The sequence below is a fragment of the Herbaspirillum sp. C7C8 genome, from assembly GCF_022627875.1.
Classification (GTDB): Bacteria; Pseudomonadota; Gammaproteobacteria; order Burkholderiales; family Burkholderiaceae_D; genus Herbaspirillum.
Window position 1 is genome coordinate 448,298 of the sequence record NZ_JABXGG010000002.1, and the last position, 25,144, is coordinate 473,441.

Below are 25,144 nucleotides of genomic sequence, written 5' to 3' on the forward strand. Positions count from 1 at the left end.
ATGACGACAAAATTGGAAACTCTCGAAGCCGCCCTGCGTAATGCGCTTGGAGGGTATCTTCAGAACCTGACCGTGGCCCTCGGTGAAGTCACCGTGGTGGTCAAGGCCGCTGACTACCTGTCGGCCATGCGCGTGCTGCGCGACCATGCCGACACCCGTTTCGAGCAATTGCTGGACCTGTGCGGCGTGGACTACTCCACCTATGGCGACGGTGCCTGGGATGGTCCGCGCTTTGCCGTGGTGTCGCACCTGATGTCGATCTCGCACAACTGGCGTGTGCGCGTGCGCGTGTTCGCGCCGGATGATGACCTGCCCATCGTGGCTTCGGTCGATCCGATCTGGAACTCGGCTGGCTGGTATGAGCGTGAAGCGTTTGACTTCTACGGCATCCTCTTCGACGGCCACCCCGACCTGCGCCGCATCCTGACCGACTATGGCTTCATCGGCCACCCGTTCCGCAAGGACTTCCCGGTGTCCGGCTACGTCGAAATGCGTTACGACGCCGAACAGAAACGCGTCATCTATCAACCCGTAACGATCGAGCCGCGCGAAATCACGCCGCGCATCATTCGTGAAGAAAACTACGGGATCAAATAATGGCAGAGATCAAAAACTACACGCTGAACTTCGGTCCCCAGCACCCGGCCGCGCACGGTGTGCTGCGCCTTGTGCTGGAGCTGGACGGTGAAGTCATCCAGCGCGCCGATCCCCACATCGGTCTGCTGCACCGTGGTACCGAAAAGCTGGCCGAACAAAAGACCTTCCTGCAATCCGTGCCTTACATGGATCGTCTGGACTACGTCTCGATGATGAGCAACGAGCACGGTTACGTGCTGGCCATCGAGCGTCTGCTGGGTCTGGAAGTGCCGCTGCGCGCACAGTACATCCGCGTGATGTTCGATGAAATCACCCGCCTGCTGAACCACCTGATGTGGATCGGCGCGCACGCGCTGGACGTGGGTGCGATGGGCGTGCTGCTGTATGCCTTCCGTGAACGCGAAGACCTGTTCGACTGCTACGAAGCTGTCTCGGGTGCCCGCATGCACGCGGCCTACTATCGTCCGGGTGGCGTCTATCGCGACCTGCCGGACAGCATGCCGCAGTACAAGGCTTCCATCGTGCGCAACGAGAAGGCCATCCGCGAACTGAACGAAAACCGTCAGGGCTCGCTGCTGGACTTCATCGAAGACTTCACCAATCGTTTCCCGACCTATGTCGACGAATACGAAACCCTGCTGACCGACAATCGCATCTGGAAGCAACGTCTGGTGGGCGTAGGCGTGGTTTCGCCGGAACGTGCACTGCAGATGGGCTTCTCCGGCCCCATGTTGCGCGGTTCGGGCATCGCCTGGGACTTGCGCAAGAAGCAGCCGTATGAAGTGTATGACCTGCTGGACTTCGATATCCCCGTGGGCAAGAACGGTGACTGCTACGACCGTTACCTGGTCCGTGTGGCCGAGATGCGCCAGTCCAACCGCATCATCAAGCAGTGCGTGGAGTGGCTGCGCAACAATCCGGGTCCGGTCATTACGGACAACCACAAGATCGCGCCTCCCAAACGTGCGGACATGAAGTCCAACATGGAAGACCTGATCCACCACTTCAAGCTGTTCACCGAAGGCTTCCGCGTGCCTGCCGGCGAGGCGTATGCTGCCGTCGAGCACCCCAAGGGTGAATTCGGTATCTACCTGGTCTCCGACGGTGCCAACAAGCCGTACCGCCTGAAGATCCGTGCCCCGGGCTTTGCCCACCTGCAAGCCCTGAACGAAATGGCCAAGGGCCACATGATTGCCGATGCGGTCACCATCATTGGTACGCAAGACATCGTGTTCGGGGAAATCGACCGATAAGTCGAAGAGCAATAGTCAAGGCGGGCTTCTCAGGAAGCCCGTCAAGTTTGGGGAATATCCAATAACCGCGCAGATCTGATGCGCATGGATGGCCAACGATATGCTGTTAAGTCAAGAAGCCCTTAAGAAAATCGATCGCGAACTCGCGAAATACCCGGCGGACCAGCGCCAGTCTGCGGTCATGTCCGCGCTGCGCATCGCCCAGGTGGAACATGGCTGGCTGCCGGCCGAGCTGCAGCAGGAAATTGCCGACTACATCGGCATGCCCGCCGTGGCCGTGCAGGAAGTCGCGACCTTCTACAACATGTTCAACACCAGCCCGGTGGGCAAGCACAAGATCACCGTGTGCACCAACCTGCCGTGTCTGCTGTCGGGTGGCGAGCGCGCCGCCCATCACCTGAAGCACAAGCTGGGCATCGATTATCGCGAAACCACGGCCGATGGCCAGTTCACGCTGATGGAAGGTGAATGTATGGGCGCTTGCGGCGACGCACCGGTCATGCTGGTCAACAACCATCAAATGTGCAGCTGGATGTCCAACGAAAAGATCGACGCGCTGCTGGAGGAACTGAAGAAATGACCTGCCTGCACGACCGCCACATCAAACCGCTGATCCTCGCCGACTTGAATGGCGAGAACTGGCATCTCGAGGATTACGTCAAGCGCGGCGGCTACGATTCGCTCAAGCGCATCCTCAACGAGAAGATCACTCCGGAACAAGTCATCGCCGACCTCAAGGCCTCGGGCCTGCGTGGCCGCGGTGGTGCGGGTTTTCCGACCGGCCTGAAGTGGAGCTTCATGCCGCGCCAGTTCCCGGGCCAGAAATACCTCGTCTGCAATACAGATGAAGGTGAGCCGGGTACTTTCAAGGACCGTGACATCATTCGTTACAATCCGCACGCGCTGATCGAAGGCATGATCATCGGCGGCTATGCCATGGGCATCACGGTCGGCTACAACTACATCCACGGTGAAATCTTCGCCGAGTACGAGCGTTTCGAAGAAGCCCTGGAAGAAGCCCGTGCGGCCGGCTTCCTGGGTGACAACATCCTCGGCACCGGTTTCAGCTTCCAGCTGCATGCGCACCATGGTTACGGCGCCTACATCTGCGGCGAGGAAACCGCGCTGCTGGAGTCGCTGGAAGGCAAGAAGGGCCAGCCGCGCTTCAAGCCGCCGTTCCCGGCCAGCTTCGGTCTGTACGGCAAGCCGACCACCATCAACAATACCGAGACCTTCGCGGCCGTGCCCTTCATCTTCAAGGTGGGCCCGCAGGCCTACGCCGAGATGGGCAAGCCCAACAACGGCGGCACCAAGATCTTCTCGATCTCGGGCGACGTCGAGCGTCCGGGCAACTACGAGATCCCGCTGGGCACGCCGTTCTCCACCTTGCTGGAACTGGCCGGCGGCATGCGCGGTGGCAAGAAGATCAAGGCCGTCATCCCGGGTGGTTCGTCTGCACCGGTGATCCGTGGCGACGTCATGATGGACACCACCATGGACTACGATGCCATCGCCAAGGCCGGCTCGATGCTGGGTTCGGGCGCGGTGATCGTGATGGACGAGACGCGCTGCATGGTCAAGTCGCTGCTGCGCCTGTCCTACTTCTACTATGAAGAATCCTGCGGCCAGTGCACGCCGTGCCGCGAAGGCACCGGCTGGATGTACCGCATGGTGGAGCGTATCGAAAACGGTCACGGCAAGATGGAAGATCTGGACGTGCTCAATTCGGTGGCCGACAACATCCAGGGGCGCACCATCTGTGCGCTTGGTGATGCAGCGGCGATGCCGGTGCGCGCGTTCGTGAAGAATTTCCGCGAAGAGTTCGAATACCACATCGAGCACAAACACTGCCTGGTTCCGGCATACATCTGAACAGGGCAGGGGATGCCGCGCGGGATGCGATGAGCCTTCCGCCGGTATCGTTGGCAAAGAATATTTAGCTTGGGCAAACAGCCATGGTTGAAATTGAAATAGACGGCAAGAAGGTTGAAGTGCAAGAAGGCAGCATGGTCATGGACGCTGCCAACAAGATCGGCACGTACATCCCTCACTTCTGCTATCACAAGAAACTGTCCATCGCGGCCAACTGCCGCATGTGCTTAGTCGAGGTCGAAAAGGCCCCGAAGCCGCTGCCTGCCTGCGCCACGCCGGTCAACAACGGCATGATCGTGCGCACCGCCAGCGACAAGGCTGTCAAGGCCCAGAAGGGCGTGATGGAATTCCTCCTGATCAACCACCCGCTGGATTGCCCCATCTGCGACCAGGGCGGTGAGTGCCAGCTGCAGGATCTGGCCGTCGGTTACGGTGGTTCTTCCTCGCGCTACCAGGAAGAAAAGCGTGTCGTGGAGCCCAAGGACGTCGGTCCGCTGATCTCCATGAAGGAAATGAACCGCTGCATCCACTGCACCCGCTGCGTGCGCTTCGGCCAGGAAGTGGCCGGCGTGATGGAACTGGGCATGCTGGGTCGCGGTGAACATTCCGAGATCACCACCTTCGTCGGCAAGACCGTGGACTCCGAACTGTCGGGCAACATGATCGACCTGTGCCCGGTCGGTGCGCTGACCTCCAAGCCGTTCCGCTACAGCGCCCGTACTTGGGAACTGTCGCGCCGCAAGTCGGTGAGCCCGCACGACAGCGTTGGCGCCAACCTGATCGTCCAGGTCAAGAATGGCAAGGTCATGCGCGTGCTGCCCTTCGAAAACGAAGAAGTCAACGAGTGCTGGATCTCCGACAAGGACCGTTTCGCCTACGAAGCGCTGGACAGCGCCGAGCGTTTGACCAAGCCGATGTTGAAGCAAGATGGCAAGTGGCAGGAAGTGGACTGGCAGACCGCGCTGGAATACGTCGCTCATGGCCTGCGCAACATCCGTCACGAACATGGTGCCGACGCCATCGCCGCGCTGGCTACCCCGTACTCCACCCTGGAAGAACTGAGCCTGCTGCAGAAGTTGGTACGCGGCGTCGGTTCGGATAACGTCGACTTCCGTCTGCGTCAGTCCGACTTCGGTCTGGATGGCCAGATCAAGCCGTGGCTGGGCATGTCCATCGTCGAATTCTCGCAGTTGAACCGCGTCTTCGTGATCGGTTCCTTCCTGCGCAAGGATCATCCGCTGCTGTCGGCGCGCCTGCGTCAGTCGGTCAAGAGCGGTGCCAAGCTCAGCGTCCTGCATGCCACCGACGACGATCTGCTCATGCCGGTCGCCAACAAGATCATCGCCGCTCCCTCGGCATGGCTGTCCGCATTGGCCGAAGTGGCCGTGGCCGTGGCGGAAGCCAAGGGCGTGGCTGCTCCCGCCGCCTACGCTGGCGTGGTGGCATCGGACGCTGCCAAGGCGACTGCTGCCAGCCTGCTGTCGGGCGAAGGCCGTGGCGTGTTCCTGGGCAATGCCGCCGTCCAGCATCCGCAAGCTGCGCAGCTGCATGCAGCCGCGCAGTGGATCGCCGAACAGACCGGTGCCAAGCTGGGCGTGCTGACCGAAGGCGGCAACGCCGTCGGTGGCTACCTGGCCAATGCCGTGCCGACCCCGGGCAAGGGTGCCAACGCCGCTGCCGTGTTCGCACAGCCGCGCAAGGCTTACCTGCTGTTGAACGCCGAGCCGGAACTGGACAGCTACGATCCGCAAGCCGCTCGTGGTGCTCTGAACCAGGCCGAGATGGTCGTGGTGATGTCCGCTTTCAAGCATGGAGCCGACTACGCCGACGTGCTGCTGCCGATCGCGCCCTTCACCGAAACTGCCGGTACCTTCGTCAATGCCGAAGGCCGTGCACAGAGCTTCAACGGCACCGTCAAGCCGGCCGGCGATGCGCGTCCGGGCTGGAAGGTCCTGCGCGTGCTGGGCAACCTGCTGGAACTGGAAAACTTCGACTACGAAACCGCCGAATCCATCCGCGACGAGCTGCTGGGCAAGGAAACCGACCTGTCGGCCCGCCTGAACAACATCGCCAGCGTGCAAGCGCAGGCTGTGCAAGCTGCGGCCGCTGGTGTCGAGCGTGTGGCCGATGTACCCATCTACTTCGCTGACGCCATTGCACGCCGTTCGCCGCCGCTGCTGGAAACCCGCGACGGCCAGGCGCCCAAGGCATGGCTCTCGGCGGCGCTGGCCGCCAAGCTGGGCGTGGCCGAAGGCGACCAGGTCAAGGTCAAGCAAGGCTCGGGCAGCGCTGCGCTGACCGCCGCCATCGATAAGAAACTGCCGGAAAACGTGGTTCGCGTCGCTGCTGCGCACGCCTCCACCGCTGCACTGGGCGGCATGTTTGGCGCAATCGTCGTGGAGAAAGCGTAAAAATGGATCACCTGATCGCCCAAATCAACAACGTGGGACCGGCCCTGCTGGGTCCGACCCTGTTCACGCTGGTGTGGACTCTGGTCAAGATCCTGGTGGTGATGGTGCCGCTGCTGCTGTGCGTGGCCTACATGACCTACTGGGAGCGCAAGCTGATCGGCTGGATGCACGTGCGTCTGGGCCCCAACCGTGTGGGTCCGGCCGGCCTGTTGCAGCCCATCGCTGACGCCGTCAAGCTGATCTTCAAGGAAATCTCGACCCCGTCCAAGGCCAACAAGGCGCTGTTCTACCTGGCCCCGGTGATGACCATCATGCCGGCGCTGGCCGCCTGGGCGGTGGTGCCGTTCTCGCCGGAACACGTGCTGGCCAACGTCAACGCGGGCCTCTTGTACCTGATGGCCATTACCTCGATGGAAGTCTACGGCATCATCATCGCCGGCTGGGCCTCCAACTCGAAGTACGCCTTCCTGGGGGCCATGCGCGCCTCGGCGCAGATGGTGTCCTACGAAATCTCCATGGGCTTCTGCCTGGTGGTGGTACTGATGGTCACCGGCAGTCTGAACATGACCGATATCGTGCTGGCCCAGACCAAGGGTCAATTCGCCGGCATGGGTCTGAACTTCCTGTCCTGGAACTGGCTGCCGCTGCTGCCGATCTTCGTGATCTACTTCGTCTCCGGCGTGGCCGAGACCAACCGTCACCCGTTCGACGTCGTGGAAGGCGAATCCGAAATCGTGGCCGGTCACATGATCGAATACTCGGGCATGTCCTTCGCGATGTTCTTCCTGGCCGAATACGCCGCGATGATCCTGATTTCGATCCTGACCGCACTGCTGTTCTTCGGCGGCTGGTCGGCACCGCTGGCAGCGCTGGACTTCATCCCGGGCTGGATCTGGCTGGGCTTGAAGACCTTCTTCTTCCTGTCGCTGTACGTGTGGATCCGCGCATCGTTCCCGCGCTATCGCTATGACCAGATCATGCGTCTGGGCTGGAAAGTGTTCATCCCGCTGACCCTGGTGTGGCTGGTGGTCGTGGCGATCTGGATCCAGTCGCCCTGGAATATCTGGAAATAAGTTGGAAGGCTGAGGCTAAAAATGGAAGCTATTAAGGATTTTTTCGGCAGCCTGATGCTCCGCGAACTGTTCAAGGGCCTGGCCCTGACCGGTCGCTACCTGTTCAAGCGCAAGATCACCGTGCAGTTCCCCGAGGAAAAGACGCCGATGTCCCCGCGTTTCCGCGGCCTGCACGCGCTGCGCCGTTATCCCAACGGTGAAGAACGCTGCATCGCTTGCAAGCTGTGTGAAGCGGTCTGCCCGGCGATGGCCATCACCATCGAATCCGAGCAGCGTGAAGACGGTACCCGTCGCACCAGCCGCTACGACATCGACCTGACCAAGTGCATCTTCTGCGGTTTCTGCGAAGAGTCCTGCCCGGTCGACTCGATCGTTGAAACGCACATCCTGGAATACCACGGTGAAAAGCGGGGCGACCTGTACTACACCAAGGAAATGCTGCTGGCAGTGGGTGACCGTTACGAAAACGAAATCGCCGCTGCGCGCGCAGCCGACGCCGCCTACCGTTGAACGGTGCTGCCGGGTGGCCCTGTATTGCGGGGCAGCCGGGCAGGGTGGTGCAGGGCTTGCGGCAATGTGTTGGATGTATTGCGATGGATGGCGTGCTTGCGCTGCCCGTGCTGATTGAATGAACCAACTTCTGGTTGATTATGGAATTTAAAACTGTCTTGTTCTACGTGTTCGCGGTGCTGGTGGTAATCTCCGCCGTTCGCGTCATCACGGCCCGCAACCCGGTGCATGCGGCGCTCTTCCTGGTGCTGTCGTTCTTCTCGGCGGCCGGCCTCTGGATGCTGCTCAAGGCCGAGTTCCTGGCCATCGTGCTGGTGCTGGTGTATGTCGGTGCGGTGATGGTGCTGTTCCTGTTCGTGGTGATGATGCTCGATATCAACATGGACAAGCTGCGTGAAGGCTTCTGGGGCTACTTCCCGCTGGCCGCTACCATCGGCGTGGTCATCGTGCTGGAAATGGCGGCGGTGCTGCTCAACAGCTTCTGGGTCGCCGAGTCGCAGGTTCCTGCCGCCTCCGACACGCTGGGCCAGACCAAGCCGCTGGGCAAGCTGATCTTCACCCAATACGTGTACGGTTTCGAAATCGCGGCCGTGATCCTGCTGGTGGCCATCGTCGCTGCGGTCGCGCTGACATTGCGCAAGCGCAAGGACAGCAAGTACTTCGACCCGGCCCAGGCCGTCAAGGTCAAGGCATCGGATCGTGTGCGCCTGGTCAGCATGAAGGCCGAATCCACCCGCAACGAGCAGCCCGCCGATGGCGCCGCTGCTGCGGCCGACAAGCCGGCCGCTGGTCAACAATCTTAAGAAGGGCGCACAAGAATCATGGCAATCACGCTCTCCCACTACCTGATCATCGGCGCGATCCTGTTCGCGATCTCGATCGTCGGCATTTTCCTGAACCGCAAGAACATCATCGTTCTGTTGATGGCCATCGAACTGATGCTGCTTGCGGTCAACATGAACTTCATTGCTTTCTCGCATTACCTCGGTGACGCGGGCGGACAGATCTTCGTGTTCTTCATCCTGACCGTGGCTGCGGCTGAGTCCGCCATCGGTCTGGCGATTCTGGTGGTGCTGTTCCGTAACCTGGATACCATCAACGTGGAAGACCTCGACAGCCTCAAGGGCTGAGTCGGCATCCGCAGCGTCCGTTTTTGCGTTCTGGTTTGAATTTCATTTAAAGATGGGAGGCCCCCTTGCAGCAGATGGTGCAGGCGGGGCAGCCAATAAGCGATAAGGTTCATCATGGCTGGGCAACTTAACCCACATCTTCTTCTTGCTGTACCCCTGGCGCCGCTGGCAGGCTCGGCCATTGCCGGTCTGCTGGGTACCAAATTCTTCGGCAACGTGGTTGGCCGCAAGGTGTCGCATACCGCGACCATCCTGGGCGTGCTGATCGCCGCCATCATCTCCATCCAGACCCTGCTTGCAGTGCTGGACGGCGCCACCTACAACGGTACGCTGTACAACTGGATGACGGTGGCAGGCCTGAAGCTGGAGATCGGCTTCATGGTCGACAGCCTGACCGCGATGATGATGTGCGTGGTGACCTTCGTCTCCTTGATGGTGCACATCTACACCATCGGCTACATGGCTGAAGATGAGGGCTACAACCGCTTCTTCTCCTACATCTCGCTGTTCACCTTCTCCATGCTCATGCTGGTCATGAGCAACAACTTCCTGCAGCTGTTCTTCGGCTGGGAAGCGGTGGGCCTGGTGTCCTATCTGCTGATCGGTTTCTGGTATACCCGTCCGACCGCGATCAAGGCCAACATGAAGGCCTTCCTGGTCAACCGCGTCGGTGACTTCGGCTTCATCCTGGGGATTGGCCTGCTGCTGGCTTACGCCGGTTCGATGAACTACACCGAAGTCTTCGCCAAGCGCGCCGAGCTGGCCCAGCTGACCCTGCCGGGTACCGACTGGATGCTGCTGACCGTGGCGTGTATCTGCCTCTTCGTGGGCGCCATGGGCAAGTCTGCGCAGTTCCCGCTGCACGTCTGGCTGCCGGACTCGATGGAAGGCCCGACCCCGATTTCCGCACTGATCCACGCCGCCACCATGGTGACGGCCGGTATCTTCATGGTCACCCGCATGTCGCCGCTGTTCGAACTGTCCGACACCGCGCTGTCCTTCATCCTGGTGATCGGTGCCATCACGGCGCTGTTCATGGGCTTCCTGGGCACCATGCAGAACGACATCAAGCGCGTGGTCGCATACTCCACGCTGTCGCAGCTGGGTTACATGACCGTCGCACTGGGTGCCTCGGCCTACTCGGTGGCCGTGTTCCACCTGATGACCCACGCCTTCTTCAAGGCGCTGCTGTTCCTGGGTGCCGGCTCGGTCATCATCGGCATGCACCACGATCAGGACATGCGCAACATGGGCGGCCTGCGCAAGTACATGCCCATCACCTGGATCACCTCGCTGCTGGGTTCGCTGGCCTTGATCGGCACACCGTTCTTCTCGGGCTTCTATTCCAAGGATTCGATCATCGAAGCCGCGGCCGAGTCGCACCTGCCGGGTTCGGGCTTTGCCTACTTCGCCGTGCTGGCCAGTGTGTTCGTGACCGCCTTCTACTCCTTCCGCATGTATTTCATGGTCTTCCATGGCAAGGAGCGTTTCGGCCAGGCCCACGGCCATGATGATCACCACGCCCCGGCTGCGGCGCACGGCGTGCATGACGACCATGCGCACGATGCCCATGACGATCACGGTCACGACGACCATCATCACGGCCTGGCTCCGGGTCAGAAGCCGCACGAGTCGCCGCTGGTGGTGACACTGCCGCTGATCCTGCTGGCCATTCCCTCGGTCATCGTCGGTTTCTTCGCGATCTCGCCGATGCTGTATGGCGACTTCTTCAAGGGTGTGATCTTCTTCGGCGAAAACCACAAGGTCATGGAAGAGCTGGCGCACGAATACCACGGCCCGGTCGCCATGGTGCTGCATGCCTTCACCAGCGCGCCGTTGTGGCTGGCCATCTCCGGTGTGGTCGTGGCGTACTACTGCTACATGATCAACCCGCGTGTACCGGCCTGGTTCAAGGAAAAGTTCAGCATCATCTACACCATCCTGGACAACAAGTACTACATGGACAAGTTCAACGAAGTTGTCTTCGCCGGCGGTGCCCGCCTGCTGGGCAGCGGACTGTCCACCGTGGGCGACCGTGGCATCATCGACGGCCTGTTCGTCAACGGCAGCGCCAAGGTTGTCGGCTGGTTCTCGAAATTCACGCGTCTCTGGCAGTCCGGTTACATCTATCACTATGCGTTCGTGATGATCATCGGGGTGCTGGGTTTCCTGGTGTGGTTCATGCCGTTCCCGTTCGCCAAATAAGCTGTCCGAGTAAATAACAACCATGATGCAGTCAACATTTCCCATCTTGAGCCTCGCGATCTGGGTACCGATCGTCTTCGGCATCCTCGTCCTGGCACTGGGCCGCGACAGCAATCCGGGCCTGACCCGCTGGCTGGCGTTGTTCGGTTCGCTGGTCGGCCTGGTCGTTACTTTCCCGCTGATCCAGCACTTTGATCCGCTGGCGCACGGTTACCAGTTCGTCGAAAAGACGCCCTGGATCGACCGTTTCAGCATCAGCTACTTCCTGGGCCTGGACGGCATCTCGCTGTGGTTCGTGCCGCTGACCGCCTTCATCACGGTCATCGTGGTGCTGGCCGGCTGGGTGGTGATCCAGAAGCGCGTGGCCCAGTACATGGGTGCCTTCCTGATCCTCTCCGGCATCATGATCGGCGTGTTCTCCTCGCTGGATGCGATGCTGTTCTACGCCTTCTTCGAAGCGACCCTGATCCCGATGTTCATCATCGTGGGCGTCTGGGGTGGCGACAACCGCGTGTACGCAGCCTTCAAGCTGTTCCTGTACACGCTGCTGGGTTCGCTGCTGATGCTCATCGCCCTGATCTACCTGTACTACGTGTCGGGCGGCAGCTTCGAGATTCCGACCTGGCATCAGGTGCCGTTGTCGATGCTGGAACAGAAGATCCTGTTCTTCGCCTTCCTGGCTGCCTTCGCCGTGAAGGTGCCGATGTGGCCGGTGCACACCTGGTTGCCTGACGCCCACGTGCAGGCGCCCACCGGTGGCTCCATCGTGCTGGCGGCGATCATGCTCAAGCTGGGCGCCTACGGTTTCCTGCGCTTCTCGCTGCCGATCCTGCCGGACGCCAGCCATGCGCTGTCGGGCTTCATGATCTTCCTGTCACTGGTGGCCGTGATCTACATCGGTTTGGTGGCCCTGGTCCAACAGGATATGAAGAAACTGGTCGCCTATTCGTCGATCGCCCACATGGGCTTCGTGACCCTGGGCTTCTTCATGTTCAACGACATGGCCCTGCAGGGCGGTATCGTGCAGATGATTTCGCACGGCTTCGTGTCCGGTGCGATGTTCATGTGTATCGGCGTGCTGTATGACCAGATGCACACCCGCGAGATTTCCCAGTACGGCGGTGTGGTCAACAAGATGCCGCGCTTTGCCTTCTTCTTCATCCTGTTCTCGCTGGCCAACTGCGGCCTGCCGGCCACTTCCGGTTTCGTTGGCGAATTCATGGTGATTCTGGGTGCGGTGAAGTTCAATTTCTGGATTGGTCTGTTGGCCGCTACCGCTCTGATCCTGGGCGCGGCGTACTCGCTGTGGCTGGCCAAGCGCGTCATCTTCGGTGCCGTGAGCAACCATCACGTGGCCGAGCTGGTGGATGTGAATTCCCGCGAATTCCTCATCCTGGGCCTGCTGGCGATCGCTACCCTGGTCATGGGTATCTATCCCGGCATCATCACCGACAGCATCCAGACCTCGGTGACCGACCTGCTGAAGCATGTGGCGGTCTCCAAGATCAACTGATCTGCGCAGTCTAGAGAAGTGAAGGGCGGGGCGCTCGCGTCCCGCCGATAACCAAGCTGGGCAACAACGAGTAACGAGACGAGCCGGTGTGGCATTGCCGGTCGGGCGGCGCGATCAAGGTCGCGACACAAGCGGGCGTACACAAGCGGTAGTAACTAAATGAATAACATGAATCTGATCCCTGTCTATCCGGAAATATTTCTGCTGATCGCGACCTCCGCGATCCTGCTGATCGATATGTTCCTGCCGGAAAGCAAGCGCGTCATCACCTATCTGCTGTCCCTGGCGGCGCTGGTGGTATGTGCGGTACTGAGCTTTGCAGACCTCAATACGGGCGCCACGGTCTACACGTTCAACAACATGTTCGTGTCCGATCCGCTGTCGAACCTGTTGAAGCTGTTCACCTACCTGGGGGTGGGCGTCACGCTCATCTACTCGCGCCAGTACAACACCGCGCGCGGCATCACCGGCGGCATGTTGGGCGGTGAATACTATGCCCTGGCGCTGTTCGCGCTGCTGGGCCAGATGGTCATGATTTCCGGCAACAGCTTCCTGTCGATCTATCTTGGTCTGGAACTGATGTCGCTGTCGCTGTATGCCCTGGTGGCGCTGCGTCGTGATCACGCCGCTTCCACCGAAGCCGGCATGAAGTACTTCATCCTGGGTGCGCTGGCTTCCGGCTTCCTGCTCTACGGCATGTCCATGCTGTACGGCGCGACCGGCGGTGCGCTGGAATTGAACGAGGTCTTCCGCGCCATCGTCTCCGGTACCGTGGACCGTACCCCGCTGGTGTTCGGCATCGTGTTCGTGGTGGCTGGCCTGGCCTTCAAGCTGGGTGCCGTGCCCTTCCACATGTGGGTGCCTGACGTCTACCAAGGCTCGCCCACTCCGGTGACCCTGCTGCTGGGTGCCGCTCCGAAGCTGGCGACCTTTGCCATCACCTTCCGTCTGCTGGTCGAAGGCATGCTGCCGCTGGCCGTGGACTGGCAGCAGATGCTGATGGTGCTGGCCGTGCTGTCCATCATCCTGGGCAACGTGACCGCCATCGCACAGACCAACATCAAGCGCATGCTGGCCTACTCGACCATCTCGCACATGGGCTTCATGCTGCTGGGCATGATGTCGGGCGTGGTCGATGGCAACCTGTTCTCGGCCGTCAACGCCTACAGTTCTTCGCTGTTCTATGCGGTGACCTACGTGATCACCACCCTGGGTTCCTTCGGCGTCATCATCCTGCTGTCGCGTTCTGGCTTCGAAGCCGATACCCTGGAGGACTTCAAGGGTCTGAACCAGCGTAGCCCCTGGTTTGCGGCCGTGATGATGATCATGATGTTCTCGCTGGCCGGTATTCCGCCGCTGGTGGGCTTCTATGCCAAGCTCTCGGTGTTGCAGGCCGCCATGGCTACGGGGCAGATCTGGCTGCCGGTGCTGGCCGTGATCTTCTCGCTCATCGGTGCTTTCTATTACATCCGCGTGGTCAAGGTGATGTACTTTGATGAGCCCACCGATACCAGCAAGATCGTCGCCACGCCGGAAATGCGCGTCGTGTTGAGCCTGAACGGCATTGCTGCCCTGGCCATCGGCCTGTGGCCGGGACATCTGATGGATGCTTGCACCAATGCCATCGTCAGCACCCTGGCGACCTTCCTCAGCAAGGTCGTGGCGTAAGGAGGCAGGGAAATGAACGTTTCCCTGTTCAGCTGGATCGTGATCCTGTTGGCCGCCCTGGCGGCCAATTTGCCTTTCTTCAACCAGCAACTCTTTGGCCTGATTCCCTTGAAGAAGGAGGCGGCCTGGGTCAAGCCGATCTGGCTGCGCCTGGTGGAACTGCTGGTGCTGTATTTCGTCGTCGGCGTGGTCGCGCATCTGCTCGAAGGCGGCATCGGCAACGTCTTTTCGCAGGGCTGGGAATTCTATGCCGTCACTGCTTGTCTTTTCCTGGTACTGGCCTATCCGGGCTACGTGATGCGCTATCTGCGCAAGCAGCACGCCTGAAACGCTCTGCAAGAGGCGCCGGTCAGTGACTGGCGCCTTTTTTCTGGTGTCTGTCCCCGCGCGGCGGCCAGTCGTTCTTCCTCTTCAACTCCACTCCCTCGCTCACATCATGGACGCTCATCTCAAAGAGACGCAGAAAGACACTCGCCAGGTCTACGACGGCCATTTCCTGAAGGTCCAGAAGGACACCATCGTGCTCCCCGATGGCAAGCAATCCACGCGTGAATATATCAAGCACCCTGGTGCAGTAACGGTGTTGCCGCTGTTCGATGATGGTCGTGTGCTGATGGAACGGCAGTTCCGCTACCCGCTGGACCGCGTCTTCATCGAATTTCCGGCCGGGAAGATCGACCCGGGCGAAGATACTCTGGACTGCGCCAAGCGTGAACTGAAGGAAGAAACAGGGTATACCGCGACCGAATGGCAATATGTCTGCACCATCCACAACGCCATCGCCTATTCGGATGAACATCTGGTGCTGTACCTGGCGCGCGGCCTGAGCGAAGGGGAGCGTGAACTGGACGAGGGTGAATTCCTCGACATCTACAAGGCGCCGCTGGCCGAGCTGCTGGAACAGGTGCGCAATGGCCAGATTACCGATGTGAAGACCGTGATCGGAATCTTCTGGCTGGAGAAGATCGTCAACGGCAGCTGGACACCGCCGGAGCGTCCGGCAGGCGTCTGAGAGCAGGGCTGGTCCAATGAAAAAGCCGCATCCCGTGACGGAGGCGGCTTTTGTTTTTCGCGGCGGGGCAGGATATCTTACATGCCCGAGTAGTTCGGCCCGCCGCCGCCTTCCGGCGTCACCCAGACGATATTCTGTGTCGGATCCTTGATGTCGCAGGTCTTGCAGTGCACACAGTTCTGCGCATTGATCTGCAGGCGGTCGGAATTGTCCTCGTTCTTCACGAATTCATAGACACCTGCCGGGCAATAGCGCGATTCCGGGCCCGCGTACTTGGCCAGGTTCACTTGCACCGGAACGTTCTTGTCCTTCAGCGTCAGGTGCGCGGGCTGGTCTTCACCGTGGTTGGTATTGGAGATGAAGACTGAAGACAGGCGGTCGAAGGTCAGCTTGCCGTCCGGCTTCGGATAGGCGATCGGTGCGAAGTCCGAAGCCGGGCGCAGGCATTCGTGGTCGGCGTGGGTATGGCGCAGGGTCCATGGCGCCTTGCCAGCGAAGAGCACCTGGTCGATACCGACCAGCAGGGTGCCGGTGATCAGGCCCTTGCTCATCGAGGGCTTGAAGTTGCGCGCCTTGTGCAGTTCTTCCTTCAGCCAGGAAGCCTCGAAGGCTGCCGGGTAAGCCGCCAGCTCGTCGGACTGGCGATTCTCGCCCAGCGCCGTGAAGGCGGCGTCTGCGGCCAGCATGCCGCTCTTGATCGCGGCATGGCTGCCCTTGATGCGCGAGGCATTGAGGAAGCCCGCATCGCAACCCAGCAAGGCACCGCCAGGGAAGACCAGCTTGGGCAGCGATTGCACGCCACCCGCAGTAATGGCACGCGCGCCATAGGAGATGCGCTTGCCGCCTTCGAAGAACTTGCGGATCTCCGGATGCGTCTTGTAGCGCTGGAATTCCTCGAACGGCGAGAGATACGGATTCTGGTAGGCAAGTCCCACGACGTAACCGACGGCGACCTGGTTGTTCTCCAGGTGATACAGGAAGGAACCGCCGTAGGTGTCATTGGCCAGCGGCCAGCCGGCGGTGTGAACCACCAGTCCGGGCTGGTGCACTTCGGGCTTCACCTCCCACAGTTCCTTGATGCCGATGGCATAGGTCTGCGGATCACGGCCGGCATCGAGCTTGTACCTGGCGATGAGCTGCTTGCCCAGGTGGCCGCGCGCACCTTCGGCGAAGAAGGTGTATTTCGCATGCAGTTCCATGCCCAGCTGGAAATCACCGGTCGGTTCGCCTTCCTTGTTGATGCCCATGTTGCCGGTGGCCACGCCCTTGACCGAACCATCCTCGTGATACAGCACCTCGGCGGCCGGGAAGCCGGGGAAGATCTCCACACCCAGTGCCTCGGCCTGCTGGCCCAGCCAGCGGGTGACATTGGACAGCGAGATGACGTAGTTGCCATGGTTCTGGAAACAGGTCGGCAGCAACCAGTTCGGGGTCTTGTAGGCCTTGGTCTCGGAGAGGAACAGGAAGCGGTCCTCGCTGACCGGCGTATTCAGGGGCGCACCTTGCTCCTTCCAGTCCGGAATCAGCTCGGTCAGCGCGCGCGGGTCCATTACCGCGCCGGAGAGGATGTGGGCGCCGACTTCGCTGCCTTTTTCCAGCACGCAGACCGACACTTCCCGGTTCTGTTGCGCAGCCAGCTGCTTGAGGCGAATCGCCGCCGACAGGCCAGCAGGGCCGCCGCCGACGATGACCACGTCATATTCCATCGATTCGCGAGGGCCGTATTGTGCGAGCAAGTCTTGAGAAGAAGTCATGGGTGTCCCGTGTTATGTGAACTGCCTGTTTTTCGAACGATCGTGCTATTGTTAAGTATTTTTCGAAGGAACGCTAGAGGGAATGGCGATTTCGCCGCCATTTTTATTCAGCTTCTGGCGTTCATGTCTGAAACAATGCACGCAAACGGCGTCCCGTGTCGGCAGCAGCCTTCAGCAGAGACCGATCCGGAGGGTTTTCCGCAGGTGCCGTATTTTATGGGATTTTTCCGACCGGGCTCATGCCTGATTGGATCGAGTTGATCCGTCATTGCCAGCTTGCATCAGGTGAATGCCCGGCCGTTAGCGAGTGCATGACTCCGTAATGACGCAGAAAACGCGCGGTGATGAGGGATGCCACTGCGTCGTAAATGCGACAGCTCCGGCATGTCGCGCATGAAAAAAATTACATTCATTGATGAATCAAACCGGGAAAGGACCCACGATGAGCAGTCACGAAGCCGCCGCAACGAAGCCCTTGTATGTCTCGCAGCAACGCATCCGCTGGGGCGACATGGATGCCTTCGGCCACGTCAACAACACCCTCTATTTCCGCTTCATGGAGCAGTGTCGCATCGAGTGGCTGGACGAGGTCTTCGGGCCCACCATTGCGGGCGAGCAAGGACCGGTGATCGTCAACGCCCACTGCAATTTCCGGCGCCAGATGAAGTATCCCGCCAGCATCGTCGTGGAGATGGGCGCAGGTCATCTGGGACGCACGAGTGTGGAAACTACGTATATCATCCGCGACGCCGCCGATGAGCAGATCATTTATGCTGACGGTGCTGCAAAAATCGTCTGGGTCGATTTCAAGAAAGAGAAATCCACTGCACTGCCTGACCAGCTGCGACAGCTCCTGACAAGCTTGTAAGTTTGGCGCAAGGAAACTGGGACAGAATCGGCCCCGACACTCCCGCAAGGATTCGCCGCAGAGCGAAGGGAGAGCGGAGAATTCGTTCACACGGAGCGATTTTCAAAAGCGCTACGCTCGCTTGCGTGCTAGCCAACAATTACATTCTGGAGGATGACATGAGCTACAAGACCCAAACCTTTGTTGCCGCGGCCCTGATGAGCCTGGCCCTGACTTCGCAGGCGGCCGATCCGATCAAGATCGGCGTTTCCGGCCCCTATACCGGCGGCTCTGCCCCGATGGGCGTGTCCATGCGTGACGGCGTCAAGCTGGCCGTGGCCGAGATCAACGCTGCAGGCGGCCTGCTGGGGCGCCAGATCCAGCTGGTCGAGCGCGATGACGAAGCCAAGAACGAACGCGGCGTGCAGATCGCACAGGAACTGATCAACAAGGAAAAGGTGGTCGCCACCGTCGGCTTCATCAACACCGGCGTGGCCCTGGCCTCGCAGCGCTTCTACCAGGAAGCCAAGATTCCGGTGATCAACAACGTGGCCACCGGCACCGTGATTACCAAGCAGTTCGAGAAGGATAAGGACAACTACATCTTCCGCACCTCGGCCGCTGACAAGATCCAGGCCAAGATGATCGCTGACGAAGCGGTCGACAAGCAGAAGTTCACCAAGGTTGCCATCCTGGCCGACTCCACCAACTACGGCCAGCTCGGTCGCGAAGACCTGGAAAAGGTGCTCGCCGAAAAGAAGATCACTCCGGTGGCCGTGGAGAAGTACAACATCAAGGACGTGGACATGACGGCTCAGCTGCTCAAGTCCAAGCAAGGTGGTGCCCAGGCCGTGCTGACCTACGGCATCGGCCCGGAACTGGCTCAGATCGCCAACGGCATGGAAAAGCTGAACTGGCACGTGCCCATCATCGGCAGCTGGCCGCTGTCGATGGGCAACTTCATCGACAACTCCGGCAAGAACGGCAATGGCGCCCGCATGCCGCAGACCTTCATCCAGGACGGCAGCACCCCCAAGCGCAAGGCCTTCATCGAGGCCTACCAGAAGGCCTACAAGGTTGACCGCATGCCCTCGGCCGTCTCGGCTGCCCAAGGCTACGACTCCGTCCTGCTGCTGGCCGCTGCCATCAAGCAGGCTGGCAGCACCGATGGCGACAAGGTCCGCGCTGCGCTGGAAAACCTCAACACCAAGGTCGAAGGCGTGGTCACCACCTATGACAAGCCGTTCACCCACACCGATCACGAAGCCATCAAGCCTTCCATGGTCGTGATGGGCGAGGTCAAGAACGGCCGCGTCATCCTCGGCAAATAAGAATCGACTCGCTTCACGCACAGTAGTCGAAGAGGCCAGTCCTTGCGATCCGGGGGCTGGCCTTTTTTACACGATCTGTTGACGATCTTTTAACGGTGCCGGTCACGGCTGCCGCAGGGTCGTTGCAGCTCTACGCCGCCACCCGGCGGTAGCCGCTTCTTGGAAATCACAATGGACATCCTCTTACAACTGGTCTTCTCCGGGATCGCGCTCGGCATGATTTACGCCGTGATCGCCTTCGGTTACCAATTGACCTTTGCCACGTCCGGCACGCTCAACTTCGGCCAGGGTGAAGCCCTGATGCTGGGCGCGCTGGTCGGACTCTCCGTGGTTGGCAACATTCACGGCGGGCCTTATCTCAACTACTGGCTGATGATCCCCATCGTGCTGGTATTCGGTGCCCTGCAGGGCATGTTCGTCGAATGGATCGGCGTGCGGCCGGCCATCAAGATCAAGTCCGAATTCGGCTGGATCATGTCCACCATCGCGCTGGCCATCATCTTCAAGAATGTCGCCGAAAACATCTGGGGCAAGGACGATCTGCCGTTCCCGTCACCGATTTCCGACAAGCCTTTCCAGGTCCTGGGCGCCAACGTGCAGCCCATGCAGGTGCTGGTGGTGATCGGCGCCCTGCTGATGATGGCGGCGGTCGAATTGTTCAACCGCAAGTCGATCTACGGCAAGGCCGTGGTGGCCACCTCCAATGACCGCGATGCGGCCGGGCTGATGGGCATCAATACCAGCATGGTGATCACTTTTTCATATGCCCTGTCTTCCGCCACTGCCGCCTTCGCCGGCGTACTGGTGGCTCCGCTGACGCTGACGGGTGCCACCATGGGCGCGGCACTGGGCCTGAAGGCCTTTGCGGTCGCCATCATCGGTGGCCTGACCTCGGGCATGGGCGCCATTGTCGGTGGCCTGATTCTGGGCGTGGCCGAGACCTTGACCGGCTTCTACATCTCCACCGGCTACAAGGAAGTCCCGGGACTGCTGCTGCTGCTGCTGGTCCTGGCGGTGAAACCTGCAGGCCTGTTCGGCAAAACTGCGATCAAGAAGGTCTGATGCCATGAACAAGAAAATCCTGCTGCTGTCCTTGCTGGGCATTGTCGCGTTGGGCGGCATTCCCATGGTGGTGCACAATCCGTATTACCTGCACCTGATCGAAACCATCCTCATTTACGCCATCCTGCTGTTCGGGCTGGACATCGTGGTCGGTTATACCGGCCAGGTCTCGCTGGGTCATGCGGGCCTCTTCGGTATCGGCTCCTATGCGGCCGGCGTGCTGTTCTTCAAGCTGGGCATGCCGATCTTCGTGACGGTGCCGGCGGCCATTGCCGTGACCGCCGTGTTCGGTGCCATCCTGGCGCTGCCTGCACTGCGTGTGACCGGTCCTTATCTGGCCATGGTGACACTGGCCTTCGGCACCATCATCCAGATCCTGATCAACGAGATGACCTTCCTCACCGAAGGTCCGATGGGCATCAAGCTGCACAAGCCCATGCTGGGCGGCGAGAAGATGGATGAAGTGCAGTTCTTCTACCTGGTGGCGATCCTGATGGTGATCTCCATGCTGGTGGTGCATCGCATCCTCAAGTCCAACCTGGGCCGCGCCTTCCAGGCGCTGCGCGACAGTCCCATCGCCTCGGACTGCATGGGCGTGTCGGTGTATCGCTACAAGGTGTATGCCTTCATCATCAGCGCCGCGCTGGCCGGTCTGTCAGGCGCCCTGTATGCGTATTCGGAAGAGTACATCTCGCCCAATACCTACAACTTCGAGCTGACGATCCTGTTCCTGCTGGCGGTGATCATGGGCGGGCGCAAGTCGCGTATCGGCTCGCTGATCGGCGCGATGATCGTGGTGATGCTGCCCAGCCTGCTGTCCGACATTGCCCTGTTCCGTCAGATCGCCACCGCGCTGGCCGTGATCGTGGTGGGCGGTGCGGCCGTGCAACTGTCGAAAAAGACCGCCACCGTTCGCGGCGTGGCCGTGCCGGTGGTGGCGACCATCGCCATGGCGGCCTTCTCGTACAAGCTGGAAAACATCACCGACTGGCGTCTGACCATCTTCGGTCTGATGACGCTGTTCGTGGTGTATTACCTGCAGGATGGCATCGTTGGCTTCGTGCGCAACCTCTTCGGTCGCATGTGGAGCAAGCACATGCCCGTGGCGCAGCAGCTCGCCGGTGACAAGGAGCGTGCCGTCATCACCACCGACTCGGTGGAGGAAGCAGGCGCCACGCTGCTGAAGGTGAACCAGATCCTGATGCAGTTCGGTGGCCTCAAAGCCTTGAACCGCGTGGATCTGGATGTGCGCAAGGGGAGTGTGCACGGCTTGATCGGTCCCAACGGTTCCGGCAAGAGCACCATGATGAACGTCTTGACCGGCATCTATCGTCCCACCGATGGTGTGGTGGAATACGATGGCCGCCCGATTTCCGGCAGTGCGCCCTCGGCCATCGCCCTGGGTGGCGTGGCACGGACTTTCCAGAACGTGCAACTCTTCGGTGAAATGACTGCGACCGAAAACGTTCTGGTGGGTCTGCATCACACCTTCAACAGCAACGTCGTTGACGTCATGGTCAACACCCCGCGTTACGCCCGTGAAGAACAGGCCGCACGCGAACGGGCTGCTGCCATCCTGGAGTTCGTGGGGTTGGCCGACCTGGCCAATGAAGAGGCGCGCAACCTGCCTTACGGCAAGCAGCGCCTGCTGGAGATCGGCCGCGCACTGGGCCTGAACCCCAGTCTGCTGCTGCTGGATGAACCGGCCGCAGGCTTGACCGCCCCGGACATCAAGGAGCTCGTCGCCATCATCCGCAAGATCCGCGAAGCCGGCATCACCATCATCCTGATCGAACACCACATGGACGTGGTCATGTCGATCTGCGATACCGTCACCGTGCTCGACTTCGGCCAGAAGATCGCCGAAGGCAAGCCGGCCCAGGTCCAGGCCGACCCCAAGGTCATCGAAGCCTACCTCGGCAGTGGCGCAGGCGATGCCCACGACAACACATCCAGCCCCGCGGGAGCCTGAACATGCTGACCATTTCCAATTTGCACGCCGCTTACGGCAAGGTCGAGGTGCTGCATGGCATCTCGATGGACGTCCCCAAGGGCAAGGTAGTCACCCTGATCGGTTCCAACGGCGCCGGCAAGACCACGACCATGCGCGCCATCTCCGGCATGATCAAACCTAAGGGCGGGGAAGTCACGCTCGGCGGCAAGAACATCACCGGGCTGGATTCGCACCGCATTGCCCGCTACGGGCTGGCGCACTCGCCGGAGGGCCGGCGCGTCTTCGCCACCATGAGCGTGACCGACAACCTGCTGCTGGGCGCCTTCCCGCGCTTCACGCGCGCGCGTCCCAAGGGCGATATCGCGCATGACCTCGAGCGGGCGCTGGAGCTGTTCCCGCGCCTGAAGGAAAGGCAGACCCAGCTGGCCGGCACGCTCTCTGGCGGCGAGCAGCAGATGCTGGCCATGGCACGCGCTGTGATGTTGAATCCGGAGGTCATCCTGCTGGACGAGCCCTCGATGGGGCTGGCGCCGATCCTGGTGGACGAGGTGTTTCGCATCATTTCGCGGCTCAAGGAGCAGGGCGTGACCATGCTGCTGGTGGAGCAGTTCGCGGCGGCCGCACTCAATGTTGCGGACTACGGCTATGTGTTGGAGAATGGCAAGATCTCCGTTCACGGACCCGCCGACAAGCTGCAGAACGACCCGGCGGTCAAGGCCGCCTATCTGGGCGGCGGCGCGCATCACTGACCGGCTGCGGTTGTCGGCAGCATCAGCCATGCGCCTGGCGTAATACTTGGGCTCGCACGTCGCGCAAGCTGATAGCGTGTCCGGTATATTGAGGGGGAGCCATACCCCCTTGAAGGCTGATTCAGGCGCACCCCCCGGTGCGCCTTTTTATTGGTGCTGGTCATCGAACCTTCTCAGACAGGGCGGTCCGGCAGAAAGACAAGCTGTACAAACTGTGCAGTCAGAGGAGCAAGCATGTCCGCAGGGGAGCAGACGACTGTCGAGATGCCGGGCGCGGTCTTGTTTGCCAGCCTGTGGGGCGGGCCGCTGGCCGGGCGCGTACCCATCGTGCTGTTGCACGATTCGCTGGGCGCGGTCGCCTTGTGGCGGGACTTCCCGGCCCGCCTGGCGGCGTACACGGGCCACCCCGTGATCGCCTACGACCGTCCGGGTTTCGGCCGGTCCACGGCGCGCAGCGATGCTCTCACCCTGGACTTCATTGCTGCTGAAGCGCACACGTCGCTAGCGGCCGTGTTGCGCCATTTTGGCGTGGACGAGGTCATCTTGTTCGGCCACAGCGTGGGGGGTGGCATGGCGGTGTCGGCTGCGGCGCAGTGGCCGCGGCGGGTGGTGGCCGTCATCACCGAATCGGCGCAAGCCTTCGTTGAGGATCGGACCCGGCAGGGCATCGAGGACGCGCGCGCCAGCTTTGCCGACCCGGCGCAACTGGCGCGCCTGGCGAAATATCATGGCAACGACCTGCAGCAGGCGCGCTGGGTGCTTTCGGCGTGGACTGACACCTGGCTCTCGGCGGACTTTGCCGACTGGTCGCTGGCGCCGATGCTGGCGCGGCTGGCATGTCCGCTTCTGGCGCTGCATGGCGATCTGGATGAGTTTGGAAGTCTGGCGCATCCGCGCATGATGGCAAGCCTGCCATCGGCGTTCCCGGGGCAGGGGCAGTATCAGGTGCTGGCGCAGTGTGGTCATGTCCCGCACCGCGAGCAGACGGATCAGGTGCTGCGGGCGGTGAAAGAATTCCTGCTGCTGCACGGCCTGCACTGAACCCGTGAGCAACCCCCTTTATTCTTCACTTTGCCGCTAGTTGTAGTGCGCGCGCCCTCAGTCGAGCGGATGCTGCCGACGATATGCCTGCAGTCCCAACAAATACATCGTGCGGACAAACAGTGCGCGGGAACGGTAGGTTTGTCGCGCCAAGAGGTCAGCTTCCTCGAATTCCGCCTCGTTTAATCGAAAATTCACCAGACGCGTCGCCCCTTTTGCGGGCTTGCGTTCGTTTTGTTGCTTGGGTGCCATAAGATGTCTCCTCGCTGTTGGACTGAAAGCAATATTCTAGGAGAGGTCCTTTTCATATGTCATCGAATAAAACTGAATTTTTGACAATACTTGGTGATCGTCTTGCACAAGAGCGCGGCCGCTGCGGTCATACCCAGAAATCGGTAGCCGACCAGCTCGAGATCACGGCGCGTACGCAGATCAAGTACGAGATCGGTGAAACCGCACCGGACGCCTACTATCTACACGGCCTGGGGGAGATCGGCGTCGATATCACCTATGTGCTGACCGGTGTGCGTGGCGCCACGCCCAGTGCCGAAGAGAGTGAACTGCTGTCCTGTTACCGCGCGGTGGATGCCACCACCCGCAGTGCGTTGGTGCAACTCTTGTCGGGGCTGTCGAAGATGTCGAAGGGGAAGAAGAAGCGCGATTTCCCGACGGCGACCGAGACCCGACGTATCCGGCCCGGACGACAACGCAAGGTGACCGTCGCACAGCCCGTGGTGGAGGGGGCTGATTCGCCGGAGGCAGGGTCTGCTGACCATACCGGGCGCATGCGGCAGTGGCCTGGCGATAAATAAGACGTTCAGCAGCAGGGAGGGGGCAAGATTGTCGTCGCAACGGTGATCGCGAGGGGCCGCGGTCCACATTCAACCAGTCCACAGAAACAAAAAAAGCACCACGATTGCTCGTGGTGCTTTTTGTTGTTGGTGGGGCGTCACAGATTCGAACTGTGGACCTACGGATTAAGAGTCCGCTGCTCTACCAGCTGAGCTAACGCCCCGTGGTGCGCCTGAAATCATCAGGTCGACCGGGAAGTGAAAAAGGCCTCGGTGCAAGAGGCCTTTGAAATTTTGGTGGGGCGTCACAGATTCGAACTGTGGACCTACGGATTAAGAGTCCGCTGCTCTACCAGCTGAGCTAACGCCCC

General features: G+C 60.7%; 23 protein-coding genes and 2 tRNA genes. 21 read left to right on the top strand and 4 right to left on the bottom strand.

The genetic code is table 11. The features are described 5' to 3' along the window. From HWE01_RS04335 to HWE01_RS04400, 14 genes are all read left to right on the top strand, one after another. On the top strand, positions 1–597 hold the full coding sequence (locus HWE01_RS04335) for an NADH-quinone oxidoreductase subunit C (protein ID WP_034330585.1): 597 nt from the start codon (positions 1–3) through the stop codon (positions 595–597). Next, positions 597–1,850 (top strand): NADH-quinone oxidoreductase subunit D, encoded by a 1,254-nt coding sequence (locus HWE01_RS04340; protein ID WP_241821161.1) that lies wholly within the window; start codon positions 597–599, stop codon positions 1,848–1,850. Before HWE01_RS04335 ends, HWE01_RS04340 begins: the two co-directional genes overlap by 1 nt. 88 nt (positions 1,851–1,938) lie before the next feature. After that, positions 1,939–2,430 (top strand): NADH-quinone oxidoreductase subunit NuoE, encoded by a 492-nt coding sequence (gene nuoE / locus HWE01_RS04345; protein WP_006712943.1) that lies wholly within the window; start codon positions 1,939–1,941, stop codon positions 2,428–2,430. Continuing rightward, positions 2,427–3,722 (top strand): NADH-quinone oxidoreductase subunit NuoF, encoded by a 1,296-nt coding sequence (gene nuoF, locus HWE01_RS04350; RefSeq protein WP_008327658.1) that lies wholly within the window; start codon positions 2,427–2,429, stop codon positions 3,720–3,722. Before nuoE ends, nuoF begins: the two co-directional genes overlap by 4 nt. A gap of 83 nt (positions 3,723–3,805) precedes the next feature. Next, entirely contained in the window at positions 3,806–6,133 is a 2,328-nt protein-coding gene (gene nuoG / locus HWE01_RS04355) for an NADH-quinone oxidoreductase subunit NuoG (RefSeq protein ID WP_241821162.1), read from the top strand. A 2-nt stretch (positions 6,134–6,135) separates the two neighbouring features. Beyond that, entirely contained in the window at positions 6,136–7,206 is a 1,071-nt protein-coding gene (nuoH, locus tag HWE01_RS04360; RefSeq protein WP_008327660.1) for an NADH-quinone oxidoreductase subunit NuoH, read from the top strand. Between the two features lie 21 nt (positions 7,207–7,227). After that, positions 7,228–7,716, top strand: coding sequence for an NADH-quinone oxidoreductase subunit NuoI (gene nuoI / locus HWE01_RS04365; RefSeq protein ID WP_008327661.1), 489 nt, complete (start codon positions 7,228–7,230; stop codon positions 7,714–7,716). Positions 7,717–7,856: 140 nt separating this feature from the next. Continuing rightward, on the top strand, positions 7,857–8,519 hold the full coding sequence (locus tag HWE01_RS04370) for an NADH-quinone oxidoreductase subunit J (protein ID WP_034350155.1): 663 nt from the start codon (positions 7,857–7,859) through the stop codon (positions 8,517–8,519). An 18-nt stretch (positions 8,520–8,537) separates the two neighbouring features. Continuing rightward, on the top strand, positions 8,538–8,846 hold the full coding sequence (gene nuoK, locus HWE01_RS04375) for an NADH-quinone oxidoreductase subunit NuoK (RefSeq protein ID WP_006712949.1): 309 nt from the start codon (positions 8,538–8,540) through the stop codon (positions 8,844–8,846). Positions 8,847–8,960: 114 nt separating this feature from the next. Beyond that, on the top strand, positions 8,961–11,051 hold the full coding sequence (gene nuoL, locus HWE01_RS04380) for an NADH-quinone oxidoreductase subunit L (RefSeq protein ID WP_008327675.1): 2,091 nt from the start codon (positions 8,961–8,963) through the stop codon (positions 11,049–11,051). A 22-nt stretch (positions 11,052–11,073) separates the two neighbouring features. Continuing rightward, positions 11,074–12,564: an NADH-quinone oxidoreductase subunit M gene (locus HWE01_RS04385; protein WP_008327677.1), complete on the top strand. Its 1,491-nt coding sequence runs from the start codon at positions 11,074–11,076 to the stop codon at positions 12,562–12,564. A gap of 159 nt (positions 12,565–12,723) precedes the next feature. Continuing rightward, the gene (gene nuoN, locus HWE01_RS04390) at positions 12,724–14,232 is read left to right on the top strand and encodes an NADH-quinone oxidoreductase subunit NuoN (protein WP_034350156.1); all 1,509 of its coding nucleotides are present in this window, start codon (positions 12,724–12,726) and stop codon (positions 14,230–14,232) included. A 12-nt stretch (positions 14,233–14,244) separates the two neighbouring features. Beyond that, a complete protein-coding gene (locus tag HWE01_RS04395) occupies positions 14,245–14,559 on the top strand; it encodes a DUF2818 family protein (protein ID WP_175343245.1) in 315 nt (104 codons plus the stop codon). A 109-nt stretch (positions 14,560–14,668) separates the two neighbouring features. Next, positions 14,669–15,244, top strand: a complete 576-nt coding sequence (locus HWE01_RS04400) for an NUDIX domain-containing protein (RefSeq protein WP_241821163.1) — start codon at positions 14,669–14,671, stop codon at positions 15,242–15,244. 77 nt (positions 15,245–15,321) lie between these two features. Here the strand turns inward: HWE01_RS04400 and HWE01_RS04405 are convergent, their stop codons facing one another. After that, a complete protein-coding gene (locus HWE01_RS04405; RefSeq protein ID WP_241821164.1) occupies positions 15,322–16,998 on the bottom strand; it encodes an electron transfer flavoprotein-ubiquinone oxidoreductase in 1,677 nt (558 codons plus the stop codon). Positions 16,999–17,440: 442 nt separating this feature from the next. Here HWE01_RS04405 and HWE01_RS04410 point away from each other — a divergent pair, with 442 nt between their 5' ends. From HWE01_RS04410 to HWE01_RS04435, 6 genes are all read left to right on the top strand, one after another. Further along, the gene (locus HWE01_RS04410; protein ID WP_241821165.1) at positions 17,441–17,866 is read left to right on the top strand and encodes an acyl-CoA thioesterase; all 426 of its coding nucleotides are present in this window, start codon (positions 17,441–17,443) and stop codon (positions 17,864–17,866) included. A 158-nt stretch (positions 17,867–18,024) separates the two neighbouring features. Next, entirely contained in the window at positions 18,025–19,176 is a 1,152-nt protein-coding gene (locus HWE01_RS04415; RefSeq protein WP_008327686.1) for an ABC transporter substrate-binding protein, read from the top strand. 171 nt (positions 19,177–19,347) lie between these two features. After that, entirely contained in the window at positions 19,348–20,238 is an 891-nt protein-coding gene (locus HWE01_RS04420; protein ID WP_241821166.1) for a branched-chain amino acid ABC transporter permease, read from the top strand. 4 nt (positions 20,239–20,242) lie between these two features. Next, on the top strand, positions 20,243–22,210 hold the full coding sequence (locus HWE01_RS04425; protein WP_241821167.1) for a branched-chain amino acid ABC transporter ATP-binding protein/permease: 1,968 nt from the start codon (positions 20,243–20,245) through the stop codon (positions 22,208–22,210). A 2-nt stretch (positions 22,211–22,212) separates the two neighbouring features. Then, a complete protein-coding gene (locus tag HWE01_RS04430; RefSeq protein WP_008327689.1) occupies positions 22,213–22,941 on the top strand; it encodes an ABC transporter ATP-binding protein in 729 nt (242 codons plus the stop codon). A gap of 234 nt (positions 22,942–23,175) precedes the next feature. Beyond that, positions 23,176–23,982 carry an alpha/beta fold hydrolase gene (locus tag HWE01_RS04435; RefSeq protein WP_241821168.1) on the top strand — a complete coding sequence of 269 codons (807 nt, stop codon included), beginning with the start codon at positions 23,176–23,178 and terminating at the stop codon, positions 23,980–23,982. Positions 23,983–24,039: 57 nt separating this feature from the next. Here HWE01_RS04435 and HWE01_RS04440 read toward each other — a convergent pair whose 3' ends face one another. After that, positions 24,040–24,234, bottom strand: coding sequence for a hypothetical protein (locus tag HWE01_RS04440; RefSeq protein WP_034350158.1), 195 nt, complete (start codon positions 24,232–24,234; stop codon positions 24,040–24,042). Between the two features lie 80 nt (positions 24,235–24,314). Between HWE01_RS04440 and HWE01_RS04445 the strand changes: the two genes are divergently transcribed. Then, positions 24,315–24,794 (top strand): helix-turn-helix domain-containing protein, encoded by a 480-nt coding sequence (locus tag HWE01_RS04445; RefSeq protein WP_237713525.1) that lies wholly within the window; start codon positions 24,315–24,317, stop codon positions 24,792–24,794. A gap of 127 nt (positions 24,795–24,921) precedes the next feature. On the opposite strand, the gene HWE01_RS04450 is transcribed toward HWE01_RS04445, so the two are convergent. Both HWE01_RS04450 and HWE01_RS04455 read right to left on the bottom strand, forming a co-directional pair. Next, a tRNA-Lys gene (locus HWE01_RS04450) sits at positions 24,922–24,997 on the bottom strand. A gap of 71 nt (positions 24,998–25,068) precedes the next feature. Then, a tRNA-Lys gene (locus HWE01_RS04455) sits at positions 25,069–25,144 on the bottom strand.

What these genes read in the sequence shown, in the direction of transcription:
- HWE01_RS04335 (WP_034330585.1), top strand. Translation starts at nt 1, where the DNA reads ATGACGACAAAATTGGAAACTCTCGAAGCCGCCCTGCGTAATGCGCTT.
- HWE01_RS04340 (WP_241821161.1), top strand. Translation starts at nt 597, where the DNA reads ATGGCAGAGATCAAAAACTACACGCTGAACTTCGGTCCCCAGCACCCG.
- nuoE (WP_006712943.1), top strand. Translation starts at nt 1,939, where the DNA reads ATGGCCAACGATATGCTGTTAAGTCAAGAAGCCCTTAAGAAAATCGAT.
- nuoF (WP_008327658.1), top strand. Translation starts at nt 2,427, where the DNA reads ATGACCTGCCTGCACGACCGCCACATCAAACCGCTGATCCTCGCCGAC.
- nuoG (WP_241821162.1), top strand. Translation starts at nt 3,806, where the DNA reads ATGGTTGAAATTGAAATAGACGGCAAGAAGGTTGAAGTGCAAGAAGGC.
- nuoH (WP_008327660.1), top strand. Translation starts at nt 6,136, where the DNA reads ATGGATCACCTGATCGCCCAAATCAACAACGTGGGACCGGCCCTGCTG.
- nuoI (WP_008327661.1), top strand. Translation starts at nt 7,228, where the DNA reads ATGGAAGCTATTAAGGATTTTTTCGGCAGCCTGATGCTCCGCGAACTG.
- HWE01_RS04370 (WP_034350155.1), top strand. Translation starts at nt 7,857, where the DNA reads ATGGAATTTAAAACTGTCTTGTTCTACGTGTTCGCGGTGCTGGTGGTA.
- nuoK (WP_006712949.1), top strand. Translation starts at nt 8,538, where the DNA reads ATGGCAATCACGCTCTCCCACTACCTGATCATCGGCGCGATCCTGTTC.
- nuoL (WP_008327675.1), top strand. Translation starts at nt 8,961, where the DNA reads ATGGCTGGGCAACTTAACCCACATCTTCTTCTTGCTGTACCCCTGGCG.
- HWE01_RS04385 (WP_008327677.1), top strand. Translation starts at nt 11,074, where the DNA reads ATGATGCAGTCAACATTTCCCATCTTGAGCCTCGCGATCTGGGTACCG.
- nuoN (WP_034350156.1), top strand. Translation starts at nt 12,724, where the DNA reads ATGAATAACATGAATCTGATCCCTGTCTATCCGGAAATATTTCTGCTG.
- HWE01_RS04395 (WP_175343245.1), top strand. Translation starts at nt 14,245, where the DNA reads ATGAACGTTTCCCTGTTCAGCTGGATCGTGATCCTGTTGGCCGCCCTG.
- HWE01_RS04400 (WP_241821163.1), top strand. Translation starts at nt 14,669, where the DNA reads ATGGACGCTCATCTCAAAGAGACGCAGAAAGACACTCGCCAGGTCTAC.
- HWE01_RS04405 (WP_241821164.1), bottom strand. Translation starts at nt 16,998, where the DNA reads ATGACTTCTTCTCAAGACTTGCTCGCACAATACGGCCCTCGCGAATCG.
- HWE01_RS04410 (WP_241821165.1), top strand. Translation starts at nt 17,441, where the DNA reads ATGAGCAGTCACGAAGCCGCCGCAACGAAGCCCTTGTATGTCTCGCAG.
- HWE01_RS04415 (WP_008327686.1), top strand. Translation starts at nt 18,025, where the DNA reads ATGAGCTACAAGACCCAAACCTTTGTTGCCGCGGCCCTGATGAGCCTG.
- HWE01_RS04420 (WP_241821166.1), top strand. Translation starts at nt 19,348, where the DNA reads ATGGACATCCTCTTACAACTGGTCTTCTCCGGGATCGCGCTCGGCATG.
- HWE01_RS04425 (WP_241821167.1), top strand. Translation starts at nt 20,243, where the DNA reads ATGAACAAGAAAATCCTGCTGCTGTCCTTGCTGGGCATTGTCGCGTTG.
- HWE01_RS04430 (WP_008327689.1), top strand. Translation starts at nt 22,213, where the DNA reads ATGCTGACCATTTCCAATTTGCACGCCGCTTACGGCAAGGTCGAGGTG.
- HWE01_RS04435 (WP_241821168.1), top strand. Translation starts at nt 23,176, where the DNA reads ATGTCCGCAGGGGAGCAGACGACTGTCGAGATGCCGGGCGCGGTCTTG.
- HWE01_RS04440 (WP_034350158.1), bottom strand. Translation starts at nt 24,234, where the DNA reads ATGGCACCCAAGCAACAAAACGAACGCAAGCCCGCAAAAGGGGCGACG.